This window comes from Paracoccus sp. TD-10 (assembly GCF_048270675.1).
GTDB classification, from domain to species: Bacteria; Pseudomonadota; Alphaproteobacteria; order Rhodobacterales; family Rhodobacteraceae; genus Paracoccus; species Paracoccus pantotrophus.
On record NZ_CP182418.1, the window covers coordinates 1471785 to 1498514 of the forward strand.

At 67.1% G+C, this 26730-nt stretch carries 21 protein-coding genes and 1 tRNA gene; 8 read left to right on the forward strand and 14 right to left on the reverse strand.

Translation table 11 applies throughout. The features are described 5' to 3' along the window. Positions 1 to 43: 43 nt before the first annotated feature. Positions 44 to 3514 carry a DNA polymerase III subunit alpha gene (gene dnaE, locus ACNKFW_RS07275; protein WP_147427964.1) on the reverse strand — a complete coding sequence of 1157 codons (3471 nt, stop codon included), beginning with the start codon at positions 3512 to 3514 and terminating at the stop codon, positions 44 to 46. A 92-nt stretch (positions 3515 to 3606) separates the two neighbouring features. Between dnaE and ACNKFW_RS07280 the strand changes: the two genes are divergently transcribed. Genes ACNKFW_RS07280 through ACNKFW_RS07295 form a run of 4 tightly spaced genes read left to right on the forward strand, consistent with a single transcriptional unit; the run spans position 3607 to position 8162 of the window. Further along, complete coding sequence (locus ACNKFW_RS07280) at positions 3607 to 5121, forward strand: ABC transporter ATP-binding protein (protein ID WP_147427963.1); 1515 nt, start codon at positions 3607 to 3609, stop codon at positions 5119 to 5121. Further along, positions 5108 to 6178 (forward strand): ABC transporter permease, encoded by a 1071-nt coding sequence (locus ACNKFW_RS07285; protein WP_147427962.1) that lies wholly within the window; start codon positions 5108 to 5110, stop codon positions 6176 to 6178. Before ACNKFW_RS07280 ends, ACNKFW_RS07285 begins: the two co-directional genes overlap by 14 nt. After that, positions 6175 to 7062: an ABC transporter permease gene (locus tag ACNKFW_RS07290; protein WP_024844373.1), complete on the forward strand. Its 888-nt coding sequence runs from the start codon at positions 6175 to 6177 to the stop codon at positions 7060 to 7062. The genes ACNKFW_RS07285 and ACNKFW_RS07290 overlap by 4 nt, the downstream gene beginning before the upstream one ends. A 23-nt stretch (positions 7063 to 7085) precedes the next feature. After that, positions 7086 to 8162 (forward strand): BMP family ABC transporter substrate-binding protein, encoded by a 1077-nt coding sequence (locus tag ACNKFW_RS07295; RefSeq protein WP_024844372.1) that lies wholly within the window; start codon positions 7086 to 7088, stop codon positions 8160 to 8162. A gap of 55 nt (positions 8163 to 8217) precedes the next feature. Here ACNKFW_RS07295 and dps read toward each other — a convergent pair whose 3' ends face one another. The 5 genes from dps to ACNKFW_RS07320 form a co-directional block, all read right to left on the reverse strand. Next, on the reverse strand, positions 8218 to 8691 hold the full coding sequence (gene dps, locus ACNKFW_RS07300; RefSeq protein ID WP_024844371.1) for a DNA starvation/stationary phase protection protein Dps: 474 nt from the start codon (positions 8689 to 8691) through the stop codon (positions 8218 to 8220). 145 nt (positions 8692 to 8836) lie between these two features. Beyond that, positions 8837 to 9070 (reverse strand): acyl carrier protein, encoded by a 234-nt coding sequence (locus ACNKFW_RS07305; RefSeq protein ID WP_011748063.1) that lies wholly within the window; start codon positions 9068 to 9070, stop codon positions 8837 to 8839. A 136-nt stretch (positions 9071 to 9206) separates the two neighbouring features. Beyond that, positions 9207 to 9944, reverse strand: a complete 738-nt coding sequence (gene fabG, locus ACNKFW_RS07310; RefSeq protein ID WP_024844370.1) for a 3-oxoacyl-ACP reductase FabG — start codon at positions 9942 to 9944, stop codon at positions 9207 to 9209. A gap of 63 nt (positions 9945 to 10007) precedes the next feature. After that, a complete protein-coding gene (fabD, locus tag ACNKFW_RS07315) occupies positions 10008 to 10934 on the reverse strand; it encodes an ACP S-malonyltransferase (protein ID WP_024844369.1) in 927 nt (308 codons plus the stop codon). Between the two features lie 72 nt (positions 10935 to 11006). Continuing rightward, on the reverse strand, positions 11007 to 12344 hold the full coding sequence (locus ACNKFW_RS07320; RefSeq protein ID WP_024844368.1) for an ATP-binding protein: 1338 nt from the start codon (positions 12342 to 12344) through the stop codon (positions 11007 to 11009). A gap of 58 nt (positions 12345 to 12402) precedes the next feature. On the opposite strand from ACNKFW_RS07320, the gene ACNKFW_RS07325 reads away from it, so the two are divergent. The 3 genes from ACNKFW_RS07325 (at position 12403) to ACNKFW_RS07335 (ending at position 15455) form a co-directional block, all read left to right on the forward strand. Beyond that, positions 12403 to 13269 carry an MBL fold metallo-hydrolase gene (locus ACNKFW_RS07325; protein ID WP_147427961.1) on the forward strand — a complete coding sequence of 289 codons (867 nt, stop codon included), beginning with the start codon at positions 12403 to 12405 and terminating at the stop codon, positions 13267 to 13269. Positions 13270 to 13372: 103 nt separating this feature from the next. After that, positions 13373 to 13447, forward strand: a tRNA-Asn gene (locus ACNKFW_RS07330). A 571-nt stretch (positions 13448 to 14018) separates the two neighbouring features. Further along, a complete protein-coding gene (locus ACNKFW_RS07335; protein WP_231486722.1) occupies positions 14019 to 15455 on the forward strand; it encodes an alanine/glycine:cation symporter family protein in 1437 nt (478 codons plus the stop codon). 118 nt (positions 15456 to 15573) lie between these two features. Here the strand turns inward: ACNKFW_RS07335 and ACNKFW_RS07340 are convergent, their stop codons facing one another. Continuing rightward, positions 15574 to 17088 (reverse strand): inorganic phosphate transporter, encoded by a 1515-nt coding sequence (locus ACNKFW_RS07340; protein WP_147428382.1) that lies wholly within the window; start codon positions 17086 to 17088, stop codon positions 15574 to 15576. Between the two features lie 290 nt (positions 17089 to 17378). Here ACNKFW_RS07340 and ACNKFW_RS07345 point away from each other — a divergent pair. Continuing rightward, positions 17379 to 18136, forward strand: a protein-coding gene (locus tag ACNKFW_RS07345; protein WP_147427942.1) for an IS5-like element ISPso2 family transposase whose coding sequence is annotated in 2 segments (ribosomal slippage) — positions 17379 to 17703 and positions 17703 to 18136 — 759 coding nt in all. Because the reading frame shifts where the segments join, the coding sequence is not laid out codon by codon here. Between the two features lie 138 nt (positions 18137 to 18274). Here ACNKFW_RS07345 and ACNKFW_RS07350 read toward each other — a convergent pair. The 7 genes from ACNKFW_RS07350 to ACNKFW_RS07380 all read right to left on the reverse strand — a co-directional run bounded on the left by ACNKFW_RS07350 (position 18275) and on the right by ACNKFW_RS07380 (position 26714). Further along, complete coding sequence (locus ACNKFW_RS07350) at positions 18275 to 18535, reverse strand: hypothetical protein (protein ID WP_036714651.1); 261 nt, start codon at positions 18533 to 18535, stop codon at positions 18275 to 18277. A 155-nt stretch (positions 18536 to 18690) separates the two neighbouring features. Beyond that, entirely contained in the window at positions 18691 to 20460 is a 1770-nt protein-coding gene (locus ACNKFW_RS07355; protein ID WP_418024103.1) for an alpha/beta fold hydrolase, read from the reverse strand. A 341-nt stretch (positions 20461 to 20801) separates the two neighbouring features. Beyond that, positions 20802 to 22424 (reverse strand): ABC transporter ATP-binding protein, encoded by a 1623-nt coding sequence (locus ACNKFW_RS07360; protein WP_147427941.1) that lies wholly within the window; start codon positions 22422 to 22424, stop codon positions 20802 to 20804. Further along, positions 22417 to 23331, reverse strand: a complete 915-nt coding sequence (locus ACNKFW_RS07365) for an ABC transporter permease (protein ID WP_028714574.1) — start codon at positions 23329 to 23331, stop codon at positions 22417 to 22419. The genes ACNKFW_RS07360 and ACNKFW_RS07365 overlap by 8 nt, the downstream gene beginning before the upstream one ends. A 3-nt stretch (positions 23332 to 23334) precedes the next feature. Next, a complete protein-coding gene (locus ACNKFW_RS07370) occupies positions 23335 to 24249 on the reverse strand; it encodes an ABC transporter permease (RefSeq protein WP_028714573.1) in 915 nt (304 codons plus the stop codon). A gap of 52 nt (positions 24250 to 24301) precedes the next feature. After that, positions 24302 to 25804 (reverse strand): ABC transporter substrate-binding protein, encoded by a 1503-nt coding sequence (locus ACNKFW_RS07375; protein ID WP_147427940.1) that lies wholly within the window; start codon positions 25802 to 25804, stop codon positions 24302 to 24304. Positions 25805 to 25832: 28 nt separating this feature from the next. After that, positions 25833 to 26714 carry a DMT family transporter gene (locus ACNKFW_RS07380; protein WP_230376507.1) on the reverse strand — a complete coding sequence of 294 codons (882 nt, stop codon included), beginning with the start codon at positions 26712 to 26714 and terminating at the stop codon, positions 25833 to 25835. Between the last annotated feature and the right edge of the window lie 16 nt (positions 26715 to 26730).

Sequence of the window (26730 nt, forward strand, 5' to 3'; positions counted from 1 at the left end):
CGGGACGGGAATGCCGGGACAATGCGGGCACCGCACCCGGCCCCTATTCCTCCAGCACCTCCAGCACGCCGGGGATCACGCGCAGGGCCTGGCGGGCGGGCGTGGTCAGCGGCGCATCCTCGGCGATCTCGATATCGACCAGGTCCGCGCCATCCTTCAGCCGCAAGGCGATGGGGCCGCGGGCGCGGGCGGGGGCGTTCAACTCGGCCAGGATGCGGGACAGCGCCTCGGCAACGGCGGGCACGGCGTCCAGCCCGGCGATCTCGACCGCCAGCCGGTTCGCCCCGGCATCCGCCACCGCCTGCTCCAACGGCATGACCGAGCGCGCCAGCAGCTTGACCTGGTCGCCCGAAGGCTCGACCTGGACCTGCAGGACGACGTTCTCGCCCGGCTCAAGGTGCTGGCGATGCGCGTCCAGCGTGTCGGAAAACACCGTGACCTCGTAAAGCCCGCTCGGGTCGGACAGGCCGACAAAGGCGAAACGGGTGCCGCGGGCGGATTTCTTTTCCTGCCGATGCGCCACGGTGCCGGCCAGTTGCGCCACCAGCGCCCCGTCGGCCGCCGCCTGCGTCACCTCGGCAAGCGTCTGCACCCCCTTGCGGCGCAGCGCCGGCTGATAATCGTCCAGCGGATGCCCGGACAGGTAGAAGCCCACCGCCGCATGTTCCTCGGCCAGCTTCTCGGCCGGCATCCAGACCGGCGCGGCAACCGGCCGCGGCGGCGGCAGATCCTCGCCCCCGCCGAAAAGCGAGGACTGGCTGGAGGCCGCCGCCGCCTGCACCGCCGCCGACCAGGCGACCAGCCCGTCCAGTGATTTCAGCACCCGCGCCCGGTTCGGTTCCAGCGCGTCGAAGGCGCCGGCGCGGGCCAGCATCTCCAGCGGCCGCTTGCCGACCCGGCGCATGTCCACGCGGCGGGCAAAGTCGTGCAGATCGGCAAAGGGCCGCTCGCCGCGGGCCTGCACGATCAGGTTCATCGCCTCGACGCCCACGCCCTTGAGCGCGCCGAGCGCATAGAGGATCTTGCCGTCCTTGACGCTGAAGGTGGCCTCGGAGCGGTTGACGCAAGGCGGCATGGTCTCGATCCCCATCCGGTCGGCCTCGCGCTTGTAGACGGCGAGCTTGTCGGTCAGGTGGATATCGCAGTTCATCACCGCGGCCATGAACTCGACCGGGTGATTGGCCTTGAGCCAGGCGGTCTGGTAGCTGACCACAGCATAGGCCGCCGCATGCGACTTGTTGAAACCGTAATTGGCGAATTTCTCAAGCAGGTCAAAGACCTCTCCGGCCTTCTTCGCGTCGATTCCCTGCTGCTTGCAGCCCTCGACGAATTTCGGCCGTTCCTTGGCCATCTCCTCGGCGATCTTCTTGCCCATGGCGCGGCGCAGCAGATCGGCGCCGCCCAGCGAATAGCCGGCCATGACCTGGGCGATCTGCATCACCTGTTCCTGGTAGACGATGATGCCCTGGGTCTCGGCCAGGATGTGATCGATGGAAGGATGAATGGATTCAAGGGGTCGCAGGCCGTTCTTCACCTCGCAATAGGTCGGGATGTTCTCCATGGGGCCTGGGCGGTATAGGGCGACCAGAGCCACGATATCCTCGATGCAGGTCGGCTTCATGCGCCGCAGCGCGTCCATCATGCCCGAGCTTTCGACCTGGAACACCGCCACGGTGCGGGCGCTGGCGAACAGGTCATAGCTGGGCTTGTCGTCCAGCGGGATGGCGTTGATCTGGTTCTCGGCCCCCTTGGCCGGCTCGTAGAGCACCCGGCCGTCGGCCGCGACATGCAGCGGCCGCCCGCCGGCATTGATCAGATCGACCGCATTCTGGATCACCGTCAGGGTCTTGAGGCCGAGGAAGTCGAACTTGACCAGCCCCGCCTGCTCGACCCATTTCATGTTGAACTGCGTCGCCGGCATGTCCGAGGCCGGATCGCGGTAAAGCGGCACCAGCCGGTGCAGCGGCCGGTCGCCGATCACCACCCCCGCGGCATGGGTCGAGGCATTGCGCAGCAAGCCCTCGATCTTGGCGGCATAGTCCAAGAGACGGCCGACCACCTCTTCGCGGGCCGCCTCGCGCAGGCGCGGCTCGTCGGCCAGCGCCTTGGTGACGCTGACGGGCTTGACGCCCTCGACCGGGATCATCTTGCTGAGCCGATCCACCTGGCCGAAGGGCAGTTGCAAGACGCGGCCCACGTCGCGCACCGCGGCCTTGGACAGCAGCGCGCCGAAAGTGATGATCTGGCCGACCTTGTCGCGGCCGTATTTCTCCTGCACGTATTGGATCACCTCCTCGCGGCGATCCATGCAGAAGTCGATATCGAAGTCGGGCATCGACACCCGTTCCGGATTAAGAAACCGCTCGAAGAGCAGGCTGTAACGGATTGGATCCAGGTCGGTAATCGTCAGCGCATAGGCGACCAGCGACCCCGCGCCCGAGCCGCGGCCGGGGCCGACGGGAATGCCGTGTTCCTTGGCCCATTTGATGAAATCGGCCACGATCAGGAAATAGCCGGGAAAGCCCATCTGCTCGATGATGCCCAGCTCGAAGCGCAGGCGTTCCTCGTATTCCTCGACCGGGGCGGAATGCGGGATCACCGCCAGCCGGGCGCGCAAGCCGTCCCAGGCCTGGCGGCGCAGCTCCTCGACCTCGTCATCGGCAAAGCGCGGCAGGATCGGCTTGTGCTTCTTGACCGCGAAGGCGCAGCGGCGGGCGATCTCGACGGTGTTCTGGACCGCCTCGGGCAGGTCGGCGAACAGCGTCGCCATCTCGGCGGCGGTCTTGAAGTAATGCTGCGGGGTCAGCCGGCGGCGCGGCGCGGTCTGGTCGACATAGGCGCGTTCCGAGATGCAGATCAGCGCGTCATGGGCGTCGAAAAGCTCGGGCTTCGGGAAATAGACGTCATTGGTCGCGACCAGCGGCAGGTCCAGCGCATAGGCGATGTCGATCATGCCGCCTTCGGAACCCGCCTCTTCGGGGACCGGCTGGCCCTCGGCATCGTGATGGCGCTGCAATTCGACGTAAAGCCGGGTCGGAAAGGCGGCGGCCAGCCTTTCCGTCAGCGCGCGCGCCTCGGCCTGCCGGCCTTGCAGCACCAATTGCCCCAGCGGGCCGCCGGCGCCGCCGGTCAGGCAGATCAGCCCCTCGGCATGGCTCTCCAGCTCCTCGACCGTCACATGCGGCAGGGCATGGTCGTCGCGCAGGTAAAGGCAGGTCGAAAGCGCCATCAGGTTCAGCCAGCCCGCCTCGTTCTGCGCCAGCAGCACCACCGGGCCGGTGACATCCCTCGCCAGCGCGACCTGGCAGCCGATGATTGGCTGCACGCCGGCATCCTGCGCCTTGACCGAAAATTCCAGCGCCGCGAACAGGGCATTGCTGTCGGTCAGCGCCACGGCGGGCATGCCGTTCTGCGCCGCAAGATCGGCCAGCTTCTTGACCGGCACCGCGCCTTCCAGCAGCGAATGTTCGGAATGGGTGCGCAGGTGGATGAATCGGGGAGAATTTTCAGGCATGGCGCCAATCTAGGGGCGACCTGCCCAACTGTGCAATTGCCCCTCGGCGGAAAACCGCTAATCTTGCGCAAAAAGCAGCGAGGCGCGCAACAGTGAGCAATGTTTTCCGGGCCGAGGGCCTGGGCAAGACCTATCCCGGCGTGCGCGCCAATGACGATGTGTCCTTCGCGGTCGAGGCCGGCGAAATCCATGCCCTGCTGGGCGAGAACGGCGCCGGCAAATCCACGCTGGTCAAGATGATCTATGGCCTGGTGCGGCCGGACGAGGGGCGGATGGCGCTGCTGGGCGCGCCCTACGCGCCGCATGATCCGCGCGCCGCTCGTGCCGCCGGCGTCGCCATGGTGTTCCAGCATTTCAGCCTGTTCGACGCGCTGACCGTGGCCGAGAACATCGCGCTGGGGATGGAGAACCCGCCGCCGCGCGCCGAACTCTCGCGCCGCATCGCCGAACTGTCGCAGAGCTACGGCCTGCCCCTGAACCCCGCGCGCCGCATCGCCAGCCTTTCCGCGGGCGAGCGGCAGCGGGTCGAGATCCTGCGCTGCCTGTTGCAGAGCCCGCGGCTGCTGATCATGGACGAGCCGACCTCGGTGCTGACCCCGCAAGAGGCCGAGATCCTGTTCGCCACCCTGCGGCAATTGGCCGGGGCCGGCACGGCGATCCTGTATATCAGCCACAAGCTGGAAGAGATCCGCAGCCATTGCGACCGCGCCACCATCCTGCGCCAGGGCAAGCTGGTGGGCACGGTCGATCCGCGCGCCCATTCCGCGCGCGAACTGGCGGCGATGATGGTCGGGGCCGAGATGCGGCTGGTGGACCGATCGGGGCGCAAGCCCGCCGCGCCGGTGCTGGAGGTGCGCGGCCTGTCCACGGTCGGCGGCGAGGGCATGGCGCTGAAGGATGTCGCGCTGTCCCTGCGCTCGGGCGAGATCCTGGGCATCGGCGGCGTCGCCGGCAACGGGCAGGAGGAACTGCTCTCGGCGCTGTCGGGCGAGACCGCCACCGCGCCGGGCACCATCGCGCTGGAAGGCCGCGACCTGTCGCGCGCCGGCCCCGAGGCGCGGCGCCGCGCCGGGCTGCTGGCCGCGCCCGAGGACCGGCTGGGCCATGCCGCCGTGCCCGAATTCAGCCTGGCCGAGAACACGCTGCTGACCGCGGGCGCCCGGCAGGGGCTGATCCGCAAGGGCCTGATCGACCGCAAGGCGGCCACCGCTTTCGCGCAAGAGGTGATCCGCGCCTTCGACGTGCGCACCCCCGGCCCGGATACGGCGGCGGGCGCGCTGTCGGGCGGCAATTTGCAGAAATTCGTCATCGGCCGCGAGGTGCTGGGCCGGCCGCGGGTGCTGGTCGTCAACCAGCCGACCTGGGGCGTCGATGCCGCCGCCGCCGCCGCCATCCGCCAGGCGCTGCTGGACCTGGCCGCACAGGGCGCGGGACTGATCGTCATCAGCCAGGATCTGGACGAATTGCTGGAGCTTTCGGACCGCTTCTGCGCCCTGAACCAGGGGCGGCTGTCCGCGCCCCGCCCGACCGAGGGGCTGACGGTCGAGGAGATCGGGCTGATGCTGGGCGGCGCCCATGGCATGGAGGTGGCGCATGTTCCGGCTTGAACCCCGCGCTTCGGCGCCGCTGGTCTGGCAGGTCGCGACCCCGGTCCTGGCGGTGCTGGCCACGATGATCGTCGGCGGCGGGCTGTTCGCCGCCATGGGCTTCGACCCGCTGGCCGCGATCCGCACCATCTTCTGGGATCCGCTGTTCGGCCCCGCCGCCGGCTATTCGCGGCCGCAACTGCTGGTCAAGGCCGGGCCGCTGATCCTGATCGCCTCGGGCCTGGCGCTGGGGTTCCGCGCCGGGATCTGGAACATCGGCGCCGAGGGCCAATACATCATCGGTGCCATCTGCGGCGCCGCGGTGGCGCTGGCCGCCTATCCGCTTGACGCCTTCTGGATCTTCCCGGCGATGATCCTGGCCGGCGCAGCGGGCGGCTGGGCCTGGGGCATGGTCCCGGCCATGCTGCGCAACTGGTTCGGCGCGTCCGAGATCCTGGTTTCGCTGATGCTGGTCTATGTCGCGCAGCGCATCGCAGCCTGGATGGCCTTCGGCCCGATGAAGAACCCCGAGGGCTTCAACTTCCCCGGCTCGCGCAACCTGCAGCAATATGACCCCGCCGCGAACCCCGAGTTGATCGCCAATTCAGGCCTGCATTGGGGCGGCGTGGCGGCGGTGCTGGCCCTGGCGGCGATCTGGTTCGTCATGTCGCGGCATGTCCTGGGCTTTCACATCCGCACCGCCGGCGCCGCGCCGCGCGCCGCCCGTTTCGCCGGCGTGCGCCCCGAGCGGCTGGTGGCGCTGTGCCTGGGCGTCTCGGGCGCGCTGGCGGGCCTCGCGGGGCTTTTCGAGGTCGCAGGCCCGGCCGGGCAGATCACCGAAAGCTTCGGCTCGGGCTACGGCTTCACCGCGATCATCGTGGCCTTCCTGGGCCGGCTGCACCCCTTGGGCATCCTGCTCGCCGGGCTCTTGATGGCGCTGACCTATATCGGCGGCGAGCTGGCGCAGATGATGCTGAACCTGCCCGCGGCGACGGTGCAGGTCTTCCAGGGGATGCTCTTGTTCTTCCTGCTCGGCTTCGACCTGCTCACCCGCTACCGCATTCGGAGGCGCGCATGATCGACCCGCTGTCCGTCTTTATCCTGCTGCTCGGGGCGGCGACGCCGATCCTGTTCGCCGCGCTTGGCGAACTGGTGGTCGAGCGCGCCGGCGTGCTGAACCTGGGCGTCGAGGGCATGATGATCACCGGCGCGTTGGCCGGCTTCGCCGCCGCCCATGCCAGCGGCAGCCCGGCGCTTGGCTTCGCCGCCGCCGCCCTCGCCGGCGCGGCGCTGTCGATGGGCTTTGCCGTGCTGACGCAATTCCTGCTGTCGAACCAGGTGGCGACGGGGCTGGCGCTGACGTTGTTCGGCCTGGGCCTGACCGCGATGTTCGGCAAGCCCTATGAGGGGATGAAGGCCCCGGCGATGATCTCCGGCCCCCTGGGACTGAACTGGATGATCTGGCTGGGCATCGTCCTGGTGCCCGCGGTCTGGTGGTTCCTGGCCCGCACCCGGCCGGGCCTGATCCTGCGCGCGGTGGGCGAGAACCACGACGCCGCGCATGGCCTGGGTTATCCGGTGCGGCGGGTGCGCATCCTGGCCATCGGCTTCGGCGGCGCGCTGGCGGGCATGGGCGGCGCCTATATTTCCATCGCCACGGTGCTGCAATGGACCGAGGGCATGACCGCCGGCGCCGGCTGGATCGCGCTGGCCATCGTGGTCTTTGCGCAATGGAACCCCTGGGGGGCGCTGGCCGGCGCCTGGCTGTTCGGCGGCGTCACCGTCCTGCAGCTGCGCCTGCAGGCGGCGGGCGTCGCTGTGCCGGTGCAACTGCTTTCCATGGCGCCCTATCTCGCCACGATCATCGTGCTGGTGCTGATCTCGGCCCGGCAGAAATTCGGCCGCTCGGGCGGGGGTGCGGCCCCCGCCAGCCTGGGCCGGCCCTTCCACGCATTAAAATAGCCACAACCTGCAAGGAGCATGACATGAAACGCAGAACCCTTCTTGGCAGCGCCGCGGCGCTGGTGGCCAGCACGGCCCTGCCTGCCTTGGCGCAAGAGGAAAAGCTGAAGGTGGGCTTCATCTATGTCGGCCCGGTGGGCGACGGCGGCTGGACCTATCAGCACGACCTGGCCCGGCAGGCGGTCGAAAAGGAATATGGCGACCGGGTCGAGACCACCTATATCGAATCCGTGCCCGAGGGCGCCGATGCCGAACGCGCCATCACCCAGCTGGCGCTCTCCGGCCACAAGCTGATCTTCACCACCAGCTTCGGCTTCATGGACGCGACGATCAACGTCGCCAAGAAGTTCCCGGACGTGAAGTTCGAGCATGCCACCGGCTACAAGACCGCCGAGAACGTCGCCACCTACGACGCCCGCTTCTACGAGGGCCGTGCCGTCATGGGCACCATCGCCGGGCGCATGACCAAGTCGAACAAGATCGGCTATATCGGCTCTTTCCCGATCCCCGAGGTGGTCCAGGGCATCAACAGCTCGTATATCCACGCCAAGAAGGTGAACCCGGATGTCGAGATGAAGGTGGTCTGGGCCTATAGCTGGTTCGACCCCGCGAAAGAGGCCGACGCCGCCGCCGCGCTGATCGCCGAGGGCGTGGATGTGATCCTGCAGCACACCGATTCCACGGCGCCGCTGGCCAAGGCGCAGGAGGCCGGCGCCATCGGCTTCGGCCAGGCCAGCGACATGGCGGCCTTCAAGCCCAGCCCGCGGGTTTCCTCGATCATCGACAACTGGGCGCCCTATTACGTCAAGCGCGTGGGCGAGGTGCTGGACGGCAGCTGGACCTCGCATTCGGTCTGGCTGGGCATCGGCGATGGCGAGGTCGAGATCGGCGAGATCACCGAGGCCGTCCCCGCCGAGGTCAAGGAGGAGGCGCTGGCGCTGAAGGACAAGATCGCTGCGGGCGAATACCACCCCTTCACCGGGCCGCTGAAGAAGCAGGATGGAAGCGACTGGCTGGCCGAGGGGCAAGTGGCCAGCGACGAGGAACTCTCCTCGATGAATTTCTATGTCGAGGGCATCACCGCGCCGATGCCGAAATAACCCGCGGCACAAGCGGCAAACCGGGGCCCTGGCCCCGGTTCACCCTGCGGAAAGCCTATTCCAGATGGCTTTCCAGGAACCACAGATCCTTGTCCGCCGTACGCGAGGCGGCGGTGAACAGGTCGGCCGTATCGGCATCGCCGGCCTCGTCGGTCGCGTCTATGGCGGCGCGCACCTTCTCGCCATAGTCGCGCATCCGCTCGCAGACGGCCTTGATATGATCCTCGGCCTTGGTCAGGTCGGTGGGGTATTCCTTCAGCGTGCTGGCCTTGGCCACCTTCTCGACCGTGCCGACGGCCACTCCGTCCAGCACCTGCACGCGCTCGGCCATCATGTCCACATGCTCGTCCAGCCGCGCCTTCACGGTGTCGAACAGCTCATGCACCGCGATGAAGTTGCGGCCCTTGACGTTCCAGTGCGCCTGCTTGATCGCCGCCGACAGCGCCAGCGCATCGGCAAGGCGGGCATTCAGCTCGGCGATCGCGGTCTTGCGGGCATTGTCGCTCAACCCTTTGACATTCACGGCCATGAAACTCTCCTTCGTCAGGTTCGCCCTTGAAACGAAGGCAGCCGCGCGGCGGTTCCCCGCGACGCTGGGTCAAACCGCCGCAGCCAAGGAAAAGGGCGGCGCCTTCCACCGAAAGCACCGCCCCGAAAAGCTGCTCAGAGCTGGATCAGACCGCGCCCTGGATGAATTTCACCGCATCGCCAAAGGTCTGGATGGTCTCGGCGGCATCGTCCGGGATCTCGATGCCGAACTCTTCCTCGAAAGCCATGACCAGCTCGACGGTGTCCAGCGAATCGGCGCCGAGATCGTCGATGAACGAGGCGGTCTCGGTGACCTTCTCTTCATCGACACCCAGGTGCTCGACGACAATTTTCTTCACGCGATCAGCGATATCGCTCATGTCTCTTCCTCGTTTTCGCGGGCAATCCGCCCAGATGTTCCAGCGATTGCCGGTCAGAGCCCAGGGCGGTTCCCCTGCGGCCTTGTTTGCGGGATATAGCACGGGAACGTGATCTTGCAACCCGCATAAACCATCATCAGATCATCGCCATGCCGCCGTTGACATGCAGCGTGGCGCCGGTGACATAGCCCGCTTCGGGGCTGGCCAGATACAGCACCGCAGCGGCGATTTCCTGGGCCGAACCCATGCGCCCGGCGGGGATCTGCGCCAGGATCCGGCCCTTCTGCTCGTCGTTCAGCTTGTCGGTCATCGCCGTCTCGATGAAGCCCGGCGCGACGCAGTTCACCGTGATCCCGCGCGAGGCGACCTCATAGGCCAGGCTCTTCGACATGCCGACCAGCCCGGCCTTGGCAGCGGCGTAATTGCCCTGCCCCGGATTGCCGGTGGCGCCCACGATCGAGCCGATGTTCACGATCCGGCCCCAGCGCGCCTTCATCATGCCGCGCAGGACAGCCCGGCACAGCCGGAAGCTCGAGGTCAGGTTGACCTCCAGCACCTGTGCCCATTCCTCGTCGGACATGCGCATGAACAGGTTGTCGCGGGTGATCCCGGCATTGTTGACCAGGATGTCGACCGAACCCATGGCCTCGGCCGCCGCCTTGGGCAGCGCCTCGACCGCCGCCGCATCGGCCAGGTTCGCGGTCACGACATGCGCCCGCGCGCCCAGCTTCTCGGCCAGCTCGCGCAACGGCGCCTCGCGCGTGCCCGACAGCGCCACCGTGGCGCCGGCGGCATGGAGCGCCTCGGCCACGGCACCGCCGATCCCGCCCGAAGCGCCGGTCACCAGCGCATTCCTGCCTGTCAGATCAAACATCAAGCTCTTCTCCGTTTTCCAAATACCCCGGGGGAATCCCGCAGGGATGGGGGCAGAGCCCCCTCATGCCTTCAGCGCCGCGATATCCGCCGGAGCGCCTATGTTCCTGACCGCGGCATCCTTGGCGATGCGCTTGATCATGCCCGACAGCGCCTTGCCGGCGCCGATCTCCCAGAACTCGGTGACGCCGGCGCCCGCCAGGAATTCGACCGACTCGCGCCAGCGCACGGCGCCCGTCACCTGCTCGACCAGCAACCGCCGGATGGCGCCGGGCTCGGCCACCGGCTCGGCGCGGACATTGGCCACCAAGGGCACCGCCGGCGCGGCGATCTCGACCGCAGCCAGGGCCTCGGCCATCGCCGCCGCCGCCGGCTGCATCAACGCCGAATGGAACGGCGCCGAGACCGGCAGCATCAGCGCCCGCTTGGCGCCGCGCTCCTTGGCCAGCGTCGCGGCGCGCTCGACGGCAGCCTTGTGGCCCGAGATCACCACCTGCGCCGGGTCGTTGTCATTGGCGGCCTGGCAGACCTCGCCCTCGGCCGCGTCGCGCGCGATCTGGTCCACCGCGGCGAAATCCAGGCCCAGGATCGCCGCCATGGCGCCCTGGCCGACCGGCACCGCCTCCTGCATGGCCTGGCCGCGCAGGCGCAGAAGCCGCGCGGTATCGGCCAGGCTCAGGGCACCGGCCGCGCAAAGCGCCGAATATTCGCCCAGGGAATGGCCGGCGACGAAATCCGCGTCCCCGATGCCGAAGCCCTCGGCCTCCAGCGCCCGGAAGGCCGCGATCGAGGTCGCCATCAGCGCCGGCTGGGCGTTCCGCGTCAGGGTCAGCGTCTCGATGTCGCCGTTCCAGACCAGCTCGGACAGGCTCTCTCCCAACGCCTCGTCCACCTCGGCAAAGACCTCGCGCGCCGCCGGATAGGCCTCGGCCAGCTCGCGCCCCATGCCGACGACCTGCGCGCCCTGCCCCGGAAATACGAATGCCCGCATCGCGGAATCCCTTCTGTCTTATGTCCTTGCGACAGCCTTAGCCCGCGACGTCCCTTGCCGCAACCGCGCCGGTCAGCGCGGAATCACGATCTCGGCCCGCAGGCCGCCCAGCCGCTCGCCCCGGCCCAGCCGCAGCTGCCCGCCATGGGCGCGGGCGATGTCGGCGGCGATGGACAGGCCCAGCCCCACGCCCTGGCCGCGATTCTGGTTGCGGGCGGGATCGAGCCGGGTAAAGGGCTTCAGCGCCTCCTCGCGCCGCTCGGGCGGGATGCCGGGCCCGTCATCCTCGACCGAGATGCGGAAATAGCTCGGCCCCAGCGCCGCCTCGACCTCGGCACGCTCGCCATAGCGCACGGCATTGCCGATCAGGTTCTCGACGGCGCGGCGCAGGCTGTCGCGGCGAAAGGTGGCGCGGCCTGCCTCGTCGCCGGCCACCGAATGCAGGACAACCCGCTGCCCGCCGCGCTGCGCATCGGCGACGATGCCACGCACGAAATCCAGCGCCGGCACCGGCTGGGGCGGTGCGTCCTGCGCCGCGTCGCGGGCATGGTCCAGGAAGGCATCGACCATGGTGCCCATGGCCGCCACGTCGCTTTCCAGCGCCGCGATCTCCTCGGGCTCGGGCGGATAGTCGGGGCTCAGCATCGACAGGCCCAGCCGCAGCCGGGTCAGGGGCGTGCGCAGGTCGTGGCTCACGCCCGAGAGCATCTGCTTGCGCTGCTCGTTCTGGCGCTCGATGCGGGCGCGCATCTCCAGGAAGGCGGTGCCGGCGCTGCGGATCTCGCTGGCACCGGCGGGGCGATAGGGGATGATCCGCCCCTTGCCGTATTCCTCGGCCGCGCGCGCCAGCCGCTTGATCGGGCGCAGCTGGTTGCGCAGGAAGATCGTCGCGATGGCGGTCATCAGAAGCGAGGTGCCCACCATCAGCACCAGCAGCTGATGCGGGTTCGAGGCGCTGACCCGGCTGCGCGGAAAGACCAGCCGGTAATGCCCCCAGCGGCCCTGAAGCGTCACACGCACCTCGCGCCGGTGACTCAGGTCGACGGCGCGCACGGCGGGCACCTGCCGGTGCAGCTCGGCGATGACGATGCGCCCCGACAGGTCGTAGAAGGTCCGCCAGTCCGCGCCCGGTGGGGCGGGCAGGAGCAGCTTCAGCCCCAAAGGCCCCGCGACCTCGCCCGCCGAATCGCGCGCCGCCGCGATATCGGGGACCGCGTCGATGCGGGCCGCGACCAGCGCGACCTCATGCGCCATGCCGGCGGTCATCTGCCGGGTCACGTCCTCGAAATGGCGCTGCAGGAACATGATGGTGACGACGACGGTCACCACCACGACCGGCAGGAACAGGATCAGCGCCGCCCGTCCGTAAAGCCCGCGCGGCATGGTCCGTTTCAGCCAGTCGAAATTCATTGCCTCATGTCCCACCCGGCCCTTGGAATATGGGCCCTGCCATGGCTAGGTTATCGCCATGACAAGCGCCGAGAAAGCCCTGCGGATCATCACCGCCGACAATCCCTCGCCCTTTACCGGGCCGGGCACCAACACCTTCCTGCTGGGACGCGAGCGGATCGCCGTGATCGACCCCGGCCCGGACCTGGCCGCGCATCGCCTGGCGATCCTGGCCGCGGCCGGCTCCGGCCGCATCAGCCATATCTTCGTCACCCATGCGCATCTGGACCATTCCGGCGGCGCCCACGCCCTGGCCCAGGCGACCGGCGCGCCGGTCCTGGGCTTCGGCCCCGCCGAAGCCGGCCGCTCGGCGGTGATGGCGCGGCTGGCGCGCGAAGGCGCCATCGACGGCGGCGAGGGGCTGGACCGCGGCTTTGTCCCTGACATCGCCCTGGCCGACGGCGCGGTGGTCGAGACCGAGGAATGGCGCCTGACCGCGCTGCACACGCCCGGCCATTTCGCCGGCCACCTGGCCTTTCGCCAGGACGAGACGATCTTTTGCGGCGACGTGGTGATGGGCTGGTCCTCGACCATCATCTCGCCGCCGGACGGCGATCTGGCGGATTACTTCCGCTCGCTGGCGCGGCTTGATTCGGCGGGCGCGCGCCTGCTGCTGCCGGCGCATGGCGATGCGGTGCGCGATCCCGCCGCGCGCCTGGCCGAGCTTGCCGCGCATCGGCGCGAGCGCACGATGCAGATCCTTGCCGCGCTGCGCGACGGTCCCGCCACGGCCGAGGCGCTGGCGCGTCGAATCTACCGCATCCCGCCGGCAATGATTCCCGCGGCGACGCGCAACGTGCTGGCGCATCTGATCGCGCTGTCCGAGCTTGGCGCGGTCTCGACCCCTGGGCTGATCGGCTCGGATTCGGTGTTTGCCGCGCATTGACCCGGCCGGGCTTAGGCCGGCCGGGAATTTTTCGGATGGATGAAAAAAATCCGCAAACCCCTCTGGACGACCCCAAAGAGCGAGGCTATACACCGCCCCGTGTTCCGGCGTAGCTCAGCGGTAGAGCAGTTGACTGTTAATCAATTGGTCGTAGGTTCGATCCCTACCGCCGGAGCCAAAAATCCTTAGATTTCAGCTACATGCGGCACCGCCCTAGGCGGTCCGTCCGACCGTCCGAATGCGTCCGCGTCGGACGGTCTTGCGATGTTTCATTCCCGGCCCCCACAGCCCGTGGCCAGGCGGGCCGGCGTGACCATCCCCGTGCTGCCTGCGCCGGTGGTTCGTGATGCTTGCCCCCCCGACGCCCTCCGACGCCCCCGGCCGCGGTATCCGGCATCCGCCGCGCTTGGCAAGCCGAAGGGAGACCACCAAGGCCCTCGCCCCGCCCCAGGCCTTGCTTGCCACCGGACCATGCCATGCGCCGGGTTTCCTTCGGCAATGTCTTCGAAGCGCGCCCTCCCGCGCCCTGCCATCCCCGACCGGCACGCGCGGGGGCTTTCGCCTCGGCCCTCGGGCGGAGTGCCAGTTCCGCGGGATGTATCCTCTTGCGCGGGCCTCCGCTCGGGGTCGCCTGCCGCGGACCGTCTTGCGGTCGCCGGGCTTGACATTTCGCGCCCGGCCCCGCCGTTTGCGGGCCATTGCAACAACAAGAGACGGGATTGATGGGACTCGAACGGATAGAAGAAGTCTTGGGAAGGATCGGCGGGATCGTCTGGGGGCCGTATCTGCTTATCCCCCTGCTGCTGGGCACCGGGCTTTACCTGACGATCCGCCTGCGGGGCATCCAGCTTGTCCGGCTGGGCGCAGCCCTGCGCCTGGGCTTGCTGAAGCGCAAGGATGACGACGCCGAAGGCGACATCTCGCAATTCCAGGCGCTGACCACCGCCATGGCCGCCACCGTCGGCACCGGCAATATCGTCGGCGTGGCGACGGCCATCGCCGCCGGTGGACCCGGCGCGCTGTTCTGGATGTGGGTCACGGCGATCCTGGGCATGGCCTCGAAATATGCCGAGGCCTTCCTGGGCGTGCGCTTCCGCACCACCGACGAGGTCGGCGAGAAGAACGGCGGCCCGCAATACTACCTCGAGCGCGGCATCCCGAACGGCTTCGGCAGGGCTCTGGCGCTGTGCTTTGCCATCTTTGCCGTCTGCGCCTGTTTCGGCATCGGCAACATGACCCAAGGCAATTCGATCGCCTCGAACCTCGAGCGCAGCTTCCTGATCCCGACCTGGATCACCGGCATCGTGCTGGCCGGCCTGACGCTGGTGGTGCTGGTCGGCGGCATCAAGTCCATCGGCCGCGTGACCGCCGGTCTGGTGCCGGCGATGATCCTGTTCTACGTGCTGGGCGCGCTCTACATCCTGCTGGTCAACATCCAGGCGCTGCCCGCCGCCCTGGCCGAGATCTTTTCGCAGGCCTTCACCGGCACGGCCGCGACCGGCGGCTTCCTGGGCTCGACGATCATGATCGCGGTGCAGTTCGGCGTCGCGCGCGGCATCTTCTCGAACGAATCCGGCATGGGCTCGGCCGCCATCGCCGCGGCTTCGGCGCAGACCACGCATCCGGTGCGGCAGGGGCTGGTATCGATGACCCAGACCTTCATCGACACGATCATCGTGGTGTCCTGCACCGGGCTCGTCATCATCACCACCGGCGTCTGGAAGCAGGTCGATCCGCAGACCGGGTCGCAGATCTCGGCCTCGATCATGACGGCAGAGGCCTTCAGCCACGGGTTGCCGGGGCAATGGGGGCACTGGATCGTCACCGTCGGGCTGGTGCTGTTCGCCTATTCGACCATCCTGGGCTGGGCCTATTACGGCGAGCGCAACCTGGAACGGCTGGTCGGCCATCGCGGCGTCCTGCCCTTCCGCATCCTGTTCTCGCTGGTTGTGCTGCTGGGCTGCACGGTGCAGCTGGGCGTGGTCTGGAACTTCTCGGACGTGATGAACGGGCTCATGGCGATTCCGAACCTGATCGGCCTGCTGATCCTGTCGGGCCTGATCGCGCGCGAGACCCGGTTCTACCTGCGCCACGATCCCCGGCTGGAGGCCAACCGCCAGCAGATCGAGGCTTTCATGAAGGGCCAGCCCAGCTGGGAGGAATGGAAGGCAAGCGAGCGGTCCTGACGCATCGCCGGGCCGAAACCCGGGGCCGACCGGACCGCCGGCCGGCCCTGCGCGGACCGCCTTTCCCTGCGCTGCCCCTTTCTGTTCTTCTGCTGATTGGTCTTTGTTGTCGGGGGTATCAGGCTGCGATCTGGCGCAGGACGAGGAAGAGGATGGCCGAGAGCATTGCCGCGGCGGGGACGGTGACGACCCAGGCGGCGGCGATGGTCAGCACGTGCAGCCGGCGCACCAGCTTGCGGCGCCGGCGCTCGTCGGGGGGCAGGTCGGCGGGGGGCAGATCGGCGGCGGGCAGGTCGGCGGGCCGGGGAACGGCCATGCGGGCCTGCCTCAGCCGCCGCTCGGCATCCCATTCGCGGAAAAAGCCCACGCCGAAGATCGCGCCCACCGCGATATGGGTCGAGCTGACCGGCAGCCCCAGCGCGCTGGCCAGGATGACCGTGATCGCCGCCGACAGCGCCACGCAATAGGCCCGCATCGGGTTGAGCCGGGTGATCTCGCTGCCGACCATGCGGATCAGCCTGGGCCCGAACAGGCTCAGCCCGAAGCTGATCCCGAAGGCGCCGATCAGCATCACCCACAGCGGAATGGTCACCTCGCCGCTGAAATCGCCGGTCTGCACCGCCTGCACGATGGCCGCCAGCGGGCCGACCGCATTGGCCACGTCATTGGCGCCATGCGCAAAGCTCAGCAGCGCCGCCGAGGCGACCAGCGGGATGCCGAACAGCACCTTCAGCGACTTGTTGCGGTTCTCCAGCCCCGCGGACTGCCGCCGCGTCACCGGGATCATCGCCAGCCAGCAGCCCAGCCCCACCAGAAGGCCCAGAAGCAGCGCCGCCCCCATCGAGATATCGACCAGCTGCCTGAGCCCCTTCATCACCAGATAGGCGGCAAAGGTGCCCGCCATGATGCCGACCAGAACCGGCACCCAGATCCGGGCCGCCGCGATCTTGTCCTCGCGATAGATGATGCGGCTCTTGATGAACCACAGAAAGCCCGCCGCCACCACGCCGCCCAGCAGCGGCGAGACCACCCAGCTGGCCGCGATCGCCGCCATCTGCTCCCAGCTGACCGCGCCGAGGCCGGCCCCGGCCATGCCCGCGCCCATGACCCCGCCCACCACGGCATGCGTGGTCGAGACCGGCGCCCCGATCCAGGTCGCCAGGTTCACCCACAGCGCCGAGGCCAGCAGCGCCGCCATCATCGCCCAGACGAAGGTCGCGGACGTGTCCAGCGCCTCGGGCGCGACGATGCCCTTGGCCACGGTCGAGACCACGTCGGCCCCGGCGATCAGCGCGCCGGCGCTTTCGAAGACCGCCGCGATCACGATGGCCCCGCCCATGCTGAGCGCATTGGCCCCCACCGCCGGGCCCATGTTGTTGGCCACGTCATTGGCGCCGATATTGAGCGCCATATAGGCGCCGAACACCGCCGCCGTGACCACGATCAGCGTCTCGCCGCTCTGCCCCAGCAGCACCGCCGCGGCCAGCCCGGCCAGGATGACGAAGACCAGGCCGATCCCCGGCGCCACCAGCGGCCGGGCGATATAGGCCGTGGCCGCCTCGATATGCGCGAAGCGGCCGAGATCGCGGTCCAGCGTCTCCAGGTGCCGCGGCTCGAAATCCTTGTCAGACATGTTCCGCCTTTCTGCTCCGGCCGGGTGCTAGGCGGGAATCGGCCCCATATCAAGACGGCGCCGGCACCGGAAGAACAGATCCGCCCGCCACCGCCGCCAGCCAGGCCCGCGAAAACCGCCCCCCAAAAAACCGGGAGCCGGGGGCCGAGACGTCGCGGGAGCGGCAAGGCCGGAGAGCAGGCGGTCCGAAAGCCATTGGAATTGCCCAGCCTTCAGACACGGGCTAGGGTCAGGATGCATTGATTTCTGTTGCGCTGCGTGATTCACGCCTCCGAAAACGGAGCGGTGACATGAGCGATCTCTTCTGGCTGACCGACGCGCAGATGGCGCGCCTGGCTCCCTTCTTTCCCAGGTCGCACGGGAAGCCCCGGGTTGAAGACAGACGGGTGCTGAGCGGGATTATTTTCATCAATCGCAATGGCTTGCGTTGGCGCGATGCGCCCGCCGCGTATGGCCCACATAAGACGCTCTACAGCCGGTGGAAGCGTTGGAGCGAAAAGGGCATCTTCGCGCGGATGATGGCCGGGCTGGCGGCGGAACACGGCGAGAAAACGACCGTGATGATCGACGCAACATACCTCAAGGCCCATCGAACGGCGACCAGCATGGCCGCCAAAAAGGGGGGCGTGGTCGCCTGATCGGTCGAACCAAAGGCGGTATGAACACCAAGCTGCACGCCATCTGCGACAGTCAGGGGCGACCGATCGACCTGTTCGTCACCGCTGGACAGGTCAGCGATTATATCGGCGCTCGGGCCCTGCTGAGTGGCCTGCCAAACGTCAAATGGCTACTCGGGGATCGTGGCTATGACGCTGACTGGTTCAGAGAAGCGTTGCAGGACAAGGGGATACGTGCCTGCATCCCAGGCCGGAAGAAACGCAAGACGCCGATCAAATACGATAAGCGGAGATACAAGCGGCGTAACCGCATCGAGATCATGTTCGGCAGGCTCAAGGACTGGAGGCGCGTCGCGACCCGCTATGACCGATGCCCCAAGGTCTTCCTCTCAGCCATCGCCCTCGCGGCTCTCGTCATCTATTGGTTATGAATCCTGACCCTAAGCGGGTCGAAACATGGCTCAGAATGATGCATTGCAAACCGCATTCCCTGCCGATGGGAAGAAGTGACGATATTCCAAAAACTAAGACGGAGAAAATGGCCCGAAAACCCGGTGCTGCCGGCTTGTTCAGGCAGCCTGATTCCTCAGGGAGTTTTCGATGTAACGAAGCGCCCCGAGGGCCATATCGGCGGTTACCCGCGCAGCGACAGCGTCACCTTGCCCAGAGGCGATCCTTGCCAGATGCCTGTGTAGCGTCTCGACGGAAAGCACGCCATCTTCCCTCAACCTAACAAGGGCGATCTGCCCGATGGTGAAGGCTGCCATGTCTGGATTGGCCACGTATTCCGGGGCCCGGCGGGGCGGCCGCATGATGGTTGCGTCGCTCATCAATCCCTCCTTGCATTGCAAAGCCGTCAGCCCAAAGATCGGTCTGGCGCTCAATATCCAAGCTGAACAATTTATTACGCACCAACCGTGCGCCCTGCGCGGTCGCTCTAGAGGATGGCGAACCGCGTTGTCATACGCCGAATGGTGTATGCAGCTCAGTTTCGGTGTGCCGCGGCGATGATGCGATCCAGAATGAGGTCATTGCGCTGATAAAAAACCAACTCGGCCGCATCGGTGACGGGCTCGACGGTGATCAGGGGATTGATCCTTTCCAACTGCCTGCACGCAGCCAGATCGATGCCGGGATCTTCGGTGGGCGCCAGATATCGCATGGGTATGAGCAACTCGCGCAGCGCGGTGTCCATGCGGTGGCGTGAAAGCTGCAACTCCCGAACAAAGGTCGCGTGGCCCTGTTTCAGCAGATGTTCACAGGCGTTCCGGATCAATGCCGTCCAATCGGGGTTGCGCACCGTTTGCTGGTTCAGCGGCGTATGGCGGAAGGCGCGTTCCAGATACCAGTCCAGGCCGTGCTGGCGCATCATCCGGTGTCCCGATTTGGCCATCAGTTCGGCGACCCATGGCGCACTGTCTGCGAGTTGCAGCATGATGCGTTGAATCTGCGGCAAGCGCTGGACTCCCGAAGGGTCGATCCCGGACGAGAAACCGACTGCCAGTATCCCGTGGAAGCGCGTGGGATTTGCCACCGCTTCGACGACCAGAGGCAAGGTGCCGCTGGCCAATCCGACGCCAAGGCAAGGGTGGCCGATGACCTGGTCGAGAAAGACCCGCAATGCGACAAGATTGTCGCTCATCACATCAAGCGAGGAGTCCATGGTGCTGTTCCCGTGACCGGGTCGCGACGGAACATAGAGGCAGATGCCCGCGTCGCGCAGCCGGGCCTCTCCATCGCCCGGCAGCAGATAGGTCATCGGCAATCCCCGCAGCATGACCACGGGGATGCCCCGCTTCGCGCCCATCCAGGTCCAGGCGATCTTGCGGCCATCGGGCATCTCGATCAGCTTTTCGCGGCCCAGGGGATCGTGCCAGACAGGGGCTTCGCCCCGAAGCCCGACATGTTCACGGCTGGCGATCATGGCCAGCAGGCGCATCAGGTCGATATTCGAGGGGGCGCCCATCTTGGCCATGATCGTCTTGATCTGGGTGCGCACCGTCAGCAGCGACACGCCTCGCTCTATCGCGATCGATTCGAGGTTGCGCAGACGAAAGAACAGATGCGCGACCTCGGATTCGGCCTGCGTCAGGCCGAAGGCCTGTTGCAAGCGCTCGGCGATCCGCGGCCCCCAGGCGATTTCCAGGGAACGGATGGCGATATGGGCGCCGCTCTGGCCCGGCACGCGGATCAGGTAGCCCTCGGCCAGGAAGGATTCGCCATAGCCCTCGGTGGCCGGCAGGATCGTCAGGATTGCTTGCGCCGCGTTGCCCTGACCGGTGGCGGCACGCAACAGGGCACGATAGTCCTCCAGAGAATTCGGCGCGATGACTGCAGCGTCCATGAACGCGCCCTGGCGCTTGCCGAACGCGCGTTCGCCCGCAATGTTGATGACCGCGACATTGCCGTTTGGAGACAGCACAGTCGCCGGTCCCGGCACTTCGGAAACCGCCAGTTTCAGCGGGTCGTTCTCGGTCGGGACGTCCAGCTTTTCCAAGGTGTTGCGGAAGGTCAGCAACTGGCTGAACAGCCCCTTGGAGACTTTGGGATGCTCGGCATCTCCGCCGGACGATGCGAGCTTGGCTTCCCAACTCGCCACCATCTCATCGAAAGCATGCTCATCGATGATCGAGCGATAGGTGCTGGCGATGATGTTCAGATCGATATCGTCGTCCGAACTCTGGCCTTCGCTCAACTGAGGCGACAGAAAGAAATGCTGATCGGCCAGTAGCGTCCTGGATTTGGAATCGGGCATGAGCAGGCCTTTTTCAGGCGGACCCTTCCCACATTGCATTTTGCCCGGCTGCTTTCAACCGGGACGGACGTGGTATCGGAATGACGCCAAGGGCGGCGCTTCAGCGATCCCGCCTATCTTTGACCCTCACCACAAACTTGGCACGGTTCATCCCCTGACAACGGGGCTTATCGTAGTTTAGCGTATTCTGGCGTAGGTTCCGCTCCAGGGCATGCAACCAACGATACTTGCGATTGGTCGAACAGCAGGTGCCAAAACTTGCCGCGTAGCATATCCGCACTGGGCATCGGGACGATGCCGATCAGGTCAAACGGCCCGAGTAAGCCGTTCCGCGCGACCTTTCAGCCTGCCGCCATCGCCAGGCGCGCGGCCCGGCGTTCGGCCTGCACATCCGGGTCGGGGTCCAGTCCCGCCGCCAGCAGCGCCTGCGTATAGGGTTGGCGCGGGTTGTCGAAGATCTGGCGCACGGTGCCTGCCTCGACCACCCTGCCCTTCTGCATCACCATGACGTGATCGGCGAAGTCGCGCACCACCGGCAGGTCATGGGCAATGAAGATGAAGGCGATGCCCAGGGACTTGCGCAGCCCGTCCAGCAGCTCGATCACCTGCGCCTGGACCGACACGTCCAGCGCCGAGACCGCCTCGTCGCAGATGATCAGTTCCGGCTCCAGCGCCAACGCGCGGGCGATGGCGATGCGCTGGCGCTGCCCGCCCGAGAACTGGTGCGGATAGCGCCCGGCCATCTCGGGCTTCAGCCCGACCTGATGCAGCAATTCGGCCACGCGGGCCTTCCATTTCGACCGGGGCAGGATGCCGGGATGGATGACCCAGCCCTCGGTGATCAGCTGCCAGACGGTCATGCGCGGGTTGAGGCTTTGCGTCGGGTCCTGGAACACCATCTGCAAGTCGCGGCGCAGCGCGAACAGCTGGCGTTCCGGCATGGAAAACAGGTCCTGGCCCTTCCACAGGGCCTGGCCGCCAGTTGGCTCCTCCAGCCGCAGCAGCATCTTGGCCACGGTCGATTTGCCCGAGCCGCTTTCGCCGACGATGGCCAGGGTCTCGCCCGCCATCAGGTCGAAGGAGACATCCTCGACGGCGGCGAAATCGCCATAGACCTTGCGCGCATTGCGCACCGACAGCACCGGCTCGGCGGGCGGCAGCGGGTCGTGCATCGCGCCCTTGCCAGGCGCCGCACCGATCAGCTTGCGGGTATAGGGATGGGCGGGGTTGCGATAGACCTGCCGCGTGTCGCCGGTCTCGACCACCTCGCCCGCATTCATCACCACGACGCGGTCGGCGATCTCGGCCACGACGCCAAGGTCGTGGGTGATGATCAGCACGCCCATGCCGGTTTCCTGCTGCAATTCCTCCAACAGGGCCAGGACCTCGGCCTGAACGGTCACGTCCAGCGCGGTGGTGGGCTCGTCCGCGATCAGCAGGTCGGGCTTCAGCGCCAAGGCCATCGCGATCATCAGCCGCTGGCGCTGCCCGCCCGAGAACTGATGCGGATATTTCCCCATCGAGCCCTCGGGGTCCGGGATGCCGACGCGGCCCAACAGCTGCAAGGCCTCGGCCCGCGCCTTCGACCGGGCCATGCCGTGGGTGGTCATCGTCTCGACGATCTGCCAGCCGACGGTATAGACCGGGTTCAGATGGCTCAGCGGGTCCTGGAAGATCATCGCGATCTTGTGGCCGTTGACCTTGCGGCGTTCCGAGGCGCTCAGCTTCAGCAGGTCGCGGCCCTCGAAGATGATCTGGCCGCTGGTGATCCTGCCCGGCGGCATGTCGATCAGGTCCATGATCGCCGAGGACGACACGGACTTGCCCGAGCCGCTTTCGCCCAGGATCGCCAGCGTCTCGCCCCGGTCCAGATCGAAGCTGACATTCCTGACCGCGCGGACGGTGCCGGCCGCCGTGTGAAACTCGACCGACAGGTCTTTCACCTGCAACATCGGCTCAGCCATTCCTGCGCCCCCTCATTTCAAGCCGCCAGCGTTGGGTCGGGTCCAGCGCGATGCGCATCCAGCCCGACAGCAGGTTCAACGACAGCGTGGTCAGGATGATCGCAAGGCCCGGCCAGAAGGACAGCCACCACGCGGTCGTCAGATATTGCCGCCCCTGGCTGATCATCAGCCCCCAGGTGATTTCCGGCGGCTGGATGCCGATGCCGAGGAAGGACAGAGAGCTTTCCGCCAGCATAACGAAGGCGAAATCCAGCGTGGCGATGGTCATCAGCGTCGGCAGCACCACCGGCAGGATATGGCGGAAGACGATCCGCCGGGACGAGGCGCCCATCACCTTGGCGGCCTGCACGAACATCCGCTCGCGCACCTCCAGCACCTCGGCGCGGGTGGTGCGCAGATAGACCGGGATGCGGGTGATCGCCAGCACGATCACCAGGTTCAGGATCGACGGCCCCAGGATATACAGCACCACCACCGCCAGCAGCAGCGACGGAAACGACATGATCACATCGGCCAGCCGCATGATCACCTGCCCGGTGCGCGGCCCGGCATAGCCCGCGACCAGCCCCAGCACCGTCCCGATCAGGGCCGAGAAGAACACCGCGCCCCCGGCCACCATCATCGTGTTCTGGGTCGCGACGATGATCCGCGCCAGCAGCGGGCGGCCAAGCGCATCCGCGCCCAGGATCCACAGCCAGCCGCGTTCCCACTCGAAGGGCGGCGCGTTGCGCCCGCGCAGGTTCTGCTTTTGCGCCACCTCGCCCAGCCACGAGGGGCCGATCAGCGCGAGGACCAGCACCAGCGTCAGGAACAGCACCGCCGCCAGCGCGAACTTGTCGGCCCAGAGCATGCGGGCGAAACGGACCAGCGGCTTCGGCTCGTCGGGAATGATGTCGATGCTGGTCATGGCTCAATACCGGATGCGCGGATCGAGCAGCGCATAAGCCAGGTCGATCAGCAGGTTCATGATGAAGATGGCGATGGCGGTGACCATGATCGCCGCCAGCACGACGTTGAAATCGCGTTGCAGGATGGAATCGATCATCAGCTTGCCGACGCCGGGAAAGCCGAAGATCGTCTCGATCACCACCGCGCCGTTCAGCAGCGCCGCCGCCTGATCGCCGATCACGGTGATGACCGGCAGCATGGCGTTGCGCAGCGCGTGGACGAAGATGATCGGGCGCGTCCTCACGCCCTTGGCCCGCGCGGTCTTCACATAGGCCGAGGACAGCGCGTTGATCATCGAGCCGCGCACCACCTGCACGATCAGCCCGAAGGGGCGGATGAACAGCACCCCGATGGGCAGAATCCAGTGCCAGAGGCTGCCCGTCCCCGAGGTCGGCAGCCAGCCCAGCCCCACGGAAAAGACCACGATGGCGACGATGGCCACCCAGAAATCCGGCGCCGAGGCCCCGATCAGCGAGGTCAGCGAGGCGATGCGGTCGAAGAACCCGCCCACCCGGAACGCCGCCAGAGAGCCGACGACGATGGCCGCCCCCGTCACCAGCGTCATGGTGATGACGGCCAGTTGCAGCGTCCACAGGAAGGCCTCGCTGACCACCTCGAAGGCCGGGCGCGCGCGGCGCACGGAATCGCCGAAATCCAGATGCAGCAGGTCCCAGACATAGCGACCGAACTGCACCAGCAGCGGATCGTTCAGCCCGTGTATCTCGCGGAACTGCCGGCGCATCTCCTCGGAGGCTTCCGAGGGCAGGTAGAGCGCCGCCGGATCGCCCGTCAGCCGCGACAGGAAGAAAACGGCGACGACCAGCAGGATCAGCGAGATCAGGCTGGCGAAGGCGCGTTTGCGTATGAAACTCATCATGGCCGAAGGCTCCGGTCGTTTGGGCGGGGATGGCCCCCGCCCGGCTGTCAGGTCACTTGAAGGCGATATCCGCCAGCGGAAGCTGCGAATTCGTCGCCATCGTCGGCTTCCAGTCCAGGCGCTCGTTCACGCGGCTGAAGCCGACCATGTGGAACAGCAGCAGGTCGGCCACCACCTCGTCGTGCAGATAGGCGTGAAGCTCCTTCCACAGCGCCTCGCGCTCGTCCCCGGTCGCGGCCTGCGCGCGGTTGATCAGATCGTCGACCTTGGGATCGCTGATCCCCGACTGCCGCCCGTCCGAGGCATATTTGAAATACATCGAGAAGGACGGATCGCCGCGCGAGTTGTCATGCATGGCGACGACCACCATCGGCCCGCGGCCTTCCGGGTAAGGCTTGGAGTAAAGCTTCTCGAACTCGGCCACTTCGTAGAATTGCAGCTCGACGGTGAAGCCCGCCTCTTGCAGCATCTGCTGGACCGCCTCCAGGATTTCCACGTTGTTGGGGAAATTCGCGGTGCGGCCGATCAGAGTGATCGGCGTATCGACGGCGACGCCGTCGGCCTTGGCTTCCTCCAGCAGGCGCGCGGCCTCCTCGGGGTCGTAGGGCCAGACCTCGACGCTCTCGTTCCAGCCAAGCGTGGGGGGCGGATAGACGGCGCTGGCCAGCAGCGCGCCCTCGGGGACCAGCGTGCCGATGAAGGCCTCGCGGTCGATGGCCAGGTTCAGCGCCTTGCGCACCCGCAGGTCGTCGAAGGGCGCGACCGAGTGATCCAGCCGGCCATAGACCGTCTCGCTGTCCAGATAGGAAAAATCGGTCGCCGGATTGGTCGCGTCCAGCGCCGCGATCGAGGGCGAAATGTCGGCCTCGCCCGTCGCCACCATCGCCGCGCGAACCGCAGGATCGGCCCGGAACAGATAGGTCGCCCCGGTCACCGCGGGCATCTCGCCCCAGTAATCGTCGCGCTGGCTCAGCACGATGCGCTGGCCCGGCGTCCATTCGGTCAGGGTATAGGGGCCGGTGCCGATGGGCTCGCGCACGAATTCGATCGGCGTTTCCTCGGGCACGATCGAGATCAGGGTCAGCAGCAGGGGCAGGATCGGCTGCTGGGGATCGGCCTTGAAGTCGATGGTATGGTCGTCCACCACCTCGGCCTCGATGGTCATGCCGCCGAAATAGCGCGGCACCTCGCAGGTGATCGAGGGGTCCATCGCCCGGTCGAAGGAATGCTTCACGTCACGCGCGTCGAAACCCGTCCCATCGGAAAAGGTCACGCCCTGCCGCAGGTGGAAGCGCCAGGAACCGTCCTCCAGCTGTTCCCAGCTTTCGGCCAGCTTCGGCTGCAACCCACCGCCCTCGCGCAGGTCCAGGAAGGCCAGCGTCTCGTTGATGTTCTGAAGCGTCACCCGCCCGATATTCGAGCGCGTGGACATGCAGGGCTCCAGCAGGTCCACCTCCTCGTTCAGCACGATGCGGACGGTGCTGTCCTGCGCGAAAGCCGGGGTCAGCATCGTCGCGACGGCAAGCGTCCCCCATATCAAGGATCTTTTGATCATTCGTTCCTCCCGTGGATATCGGATCAATTCATTCGACGGCTCTTGCGCGGCGCGAGGCGCGGGACGCGATCAGGGCCGCAAGGCAGATCAGCACGCCGCCGATCCAGACCGAGGGCTTCGCCACTTCCGAAAACAGCAGATAGCCCAGCACGGCGACCAGCGGCAGCCGCAGGAAATCGACCGGCGCGACGATGGACGCATCGGCCAGGCTGAAGGCATGGGTCATCAGCGCCATGCAGCCTGCGCCCAGAACGCCTTGCAATGCCAGCAGGCCCAGCTGTCCGGCGCTCGGCATGGTCAGGAATGGCAGCGCCAGCAGGAAGGCCAGCGGGACGGTCAGCAGCAGGTTCCAGATCACCAGCGTCGCCGTCCGGTCGCCCGAGGACATGCTTTTCAGCATCAGCTGGATCACCGCCTGCACCACGGCCCCGATCAGCGCGAAGCCGATCGCCGGCGTCAGGCCGGCACCGGCCGGTCCGGCCACCAGGAACGCCCCGCAAAAGCCGGTGGCGACGGCCAGGATCTTCAACCCGCCCAGCCTTTCGCCCAGCATCAGCGATGCGCCAAGCACCACGAAGATCGGCGAGGTGAAGGCGATGGCCGTCACATCCGTCAGCGGTCCCTGCGCGAAGGCGGCAAAGAATGCGACCAGTGCGACCAGCTTCAGCGCCGCACGGATCAGATGCTGGCGCAGCGGATAGGCCGATTCCAGCACCGAGGGCCGCATCACCGCCATCGGCAGAACCGCCAGCGCGCCGAACAGGGCGCGGGTGAAGGCAATCATCATCGGATGAACGCCGCCGTCCAGCTGCCGCACGATGGCGGCATCGACGGCAGAAAGCGCGGCACCCATCGCCGCCAGCCCGACCGCCAGCATCGCTGTCCCGCCTCGTGCAACCGTCCAGGCCATGCCCCCTCCGAAAACC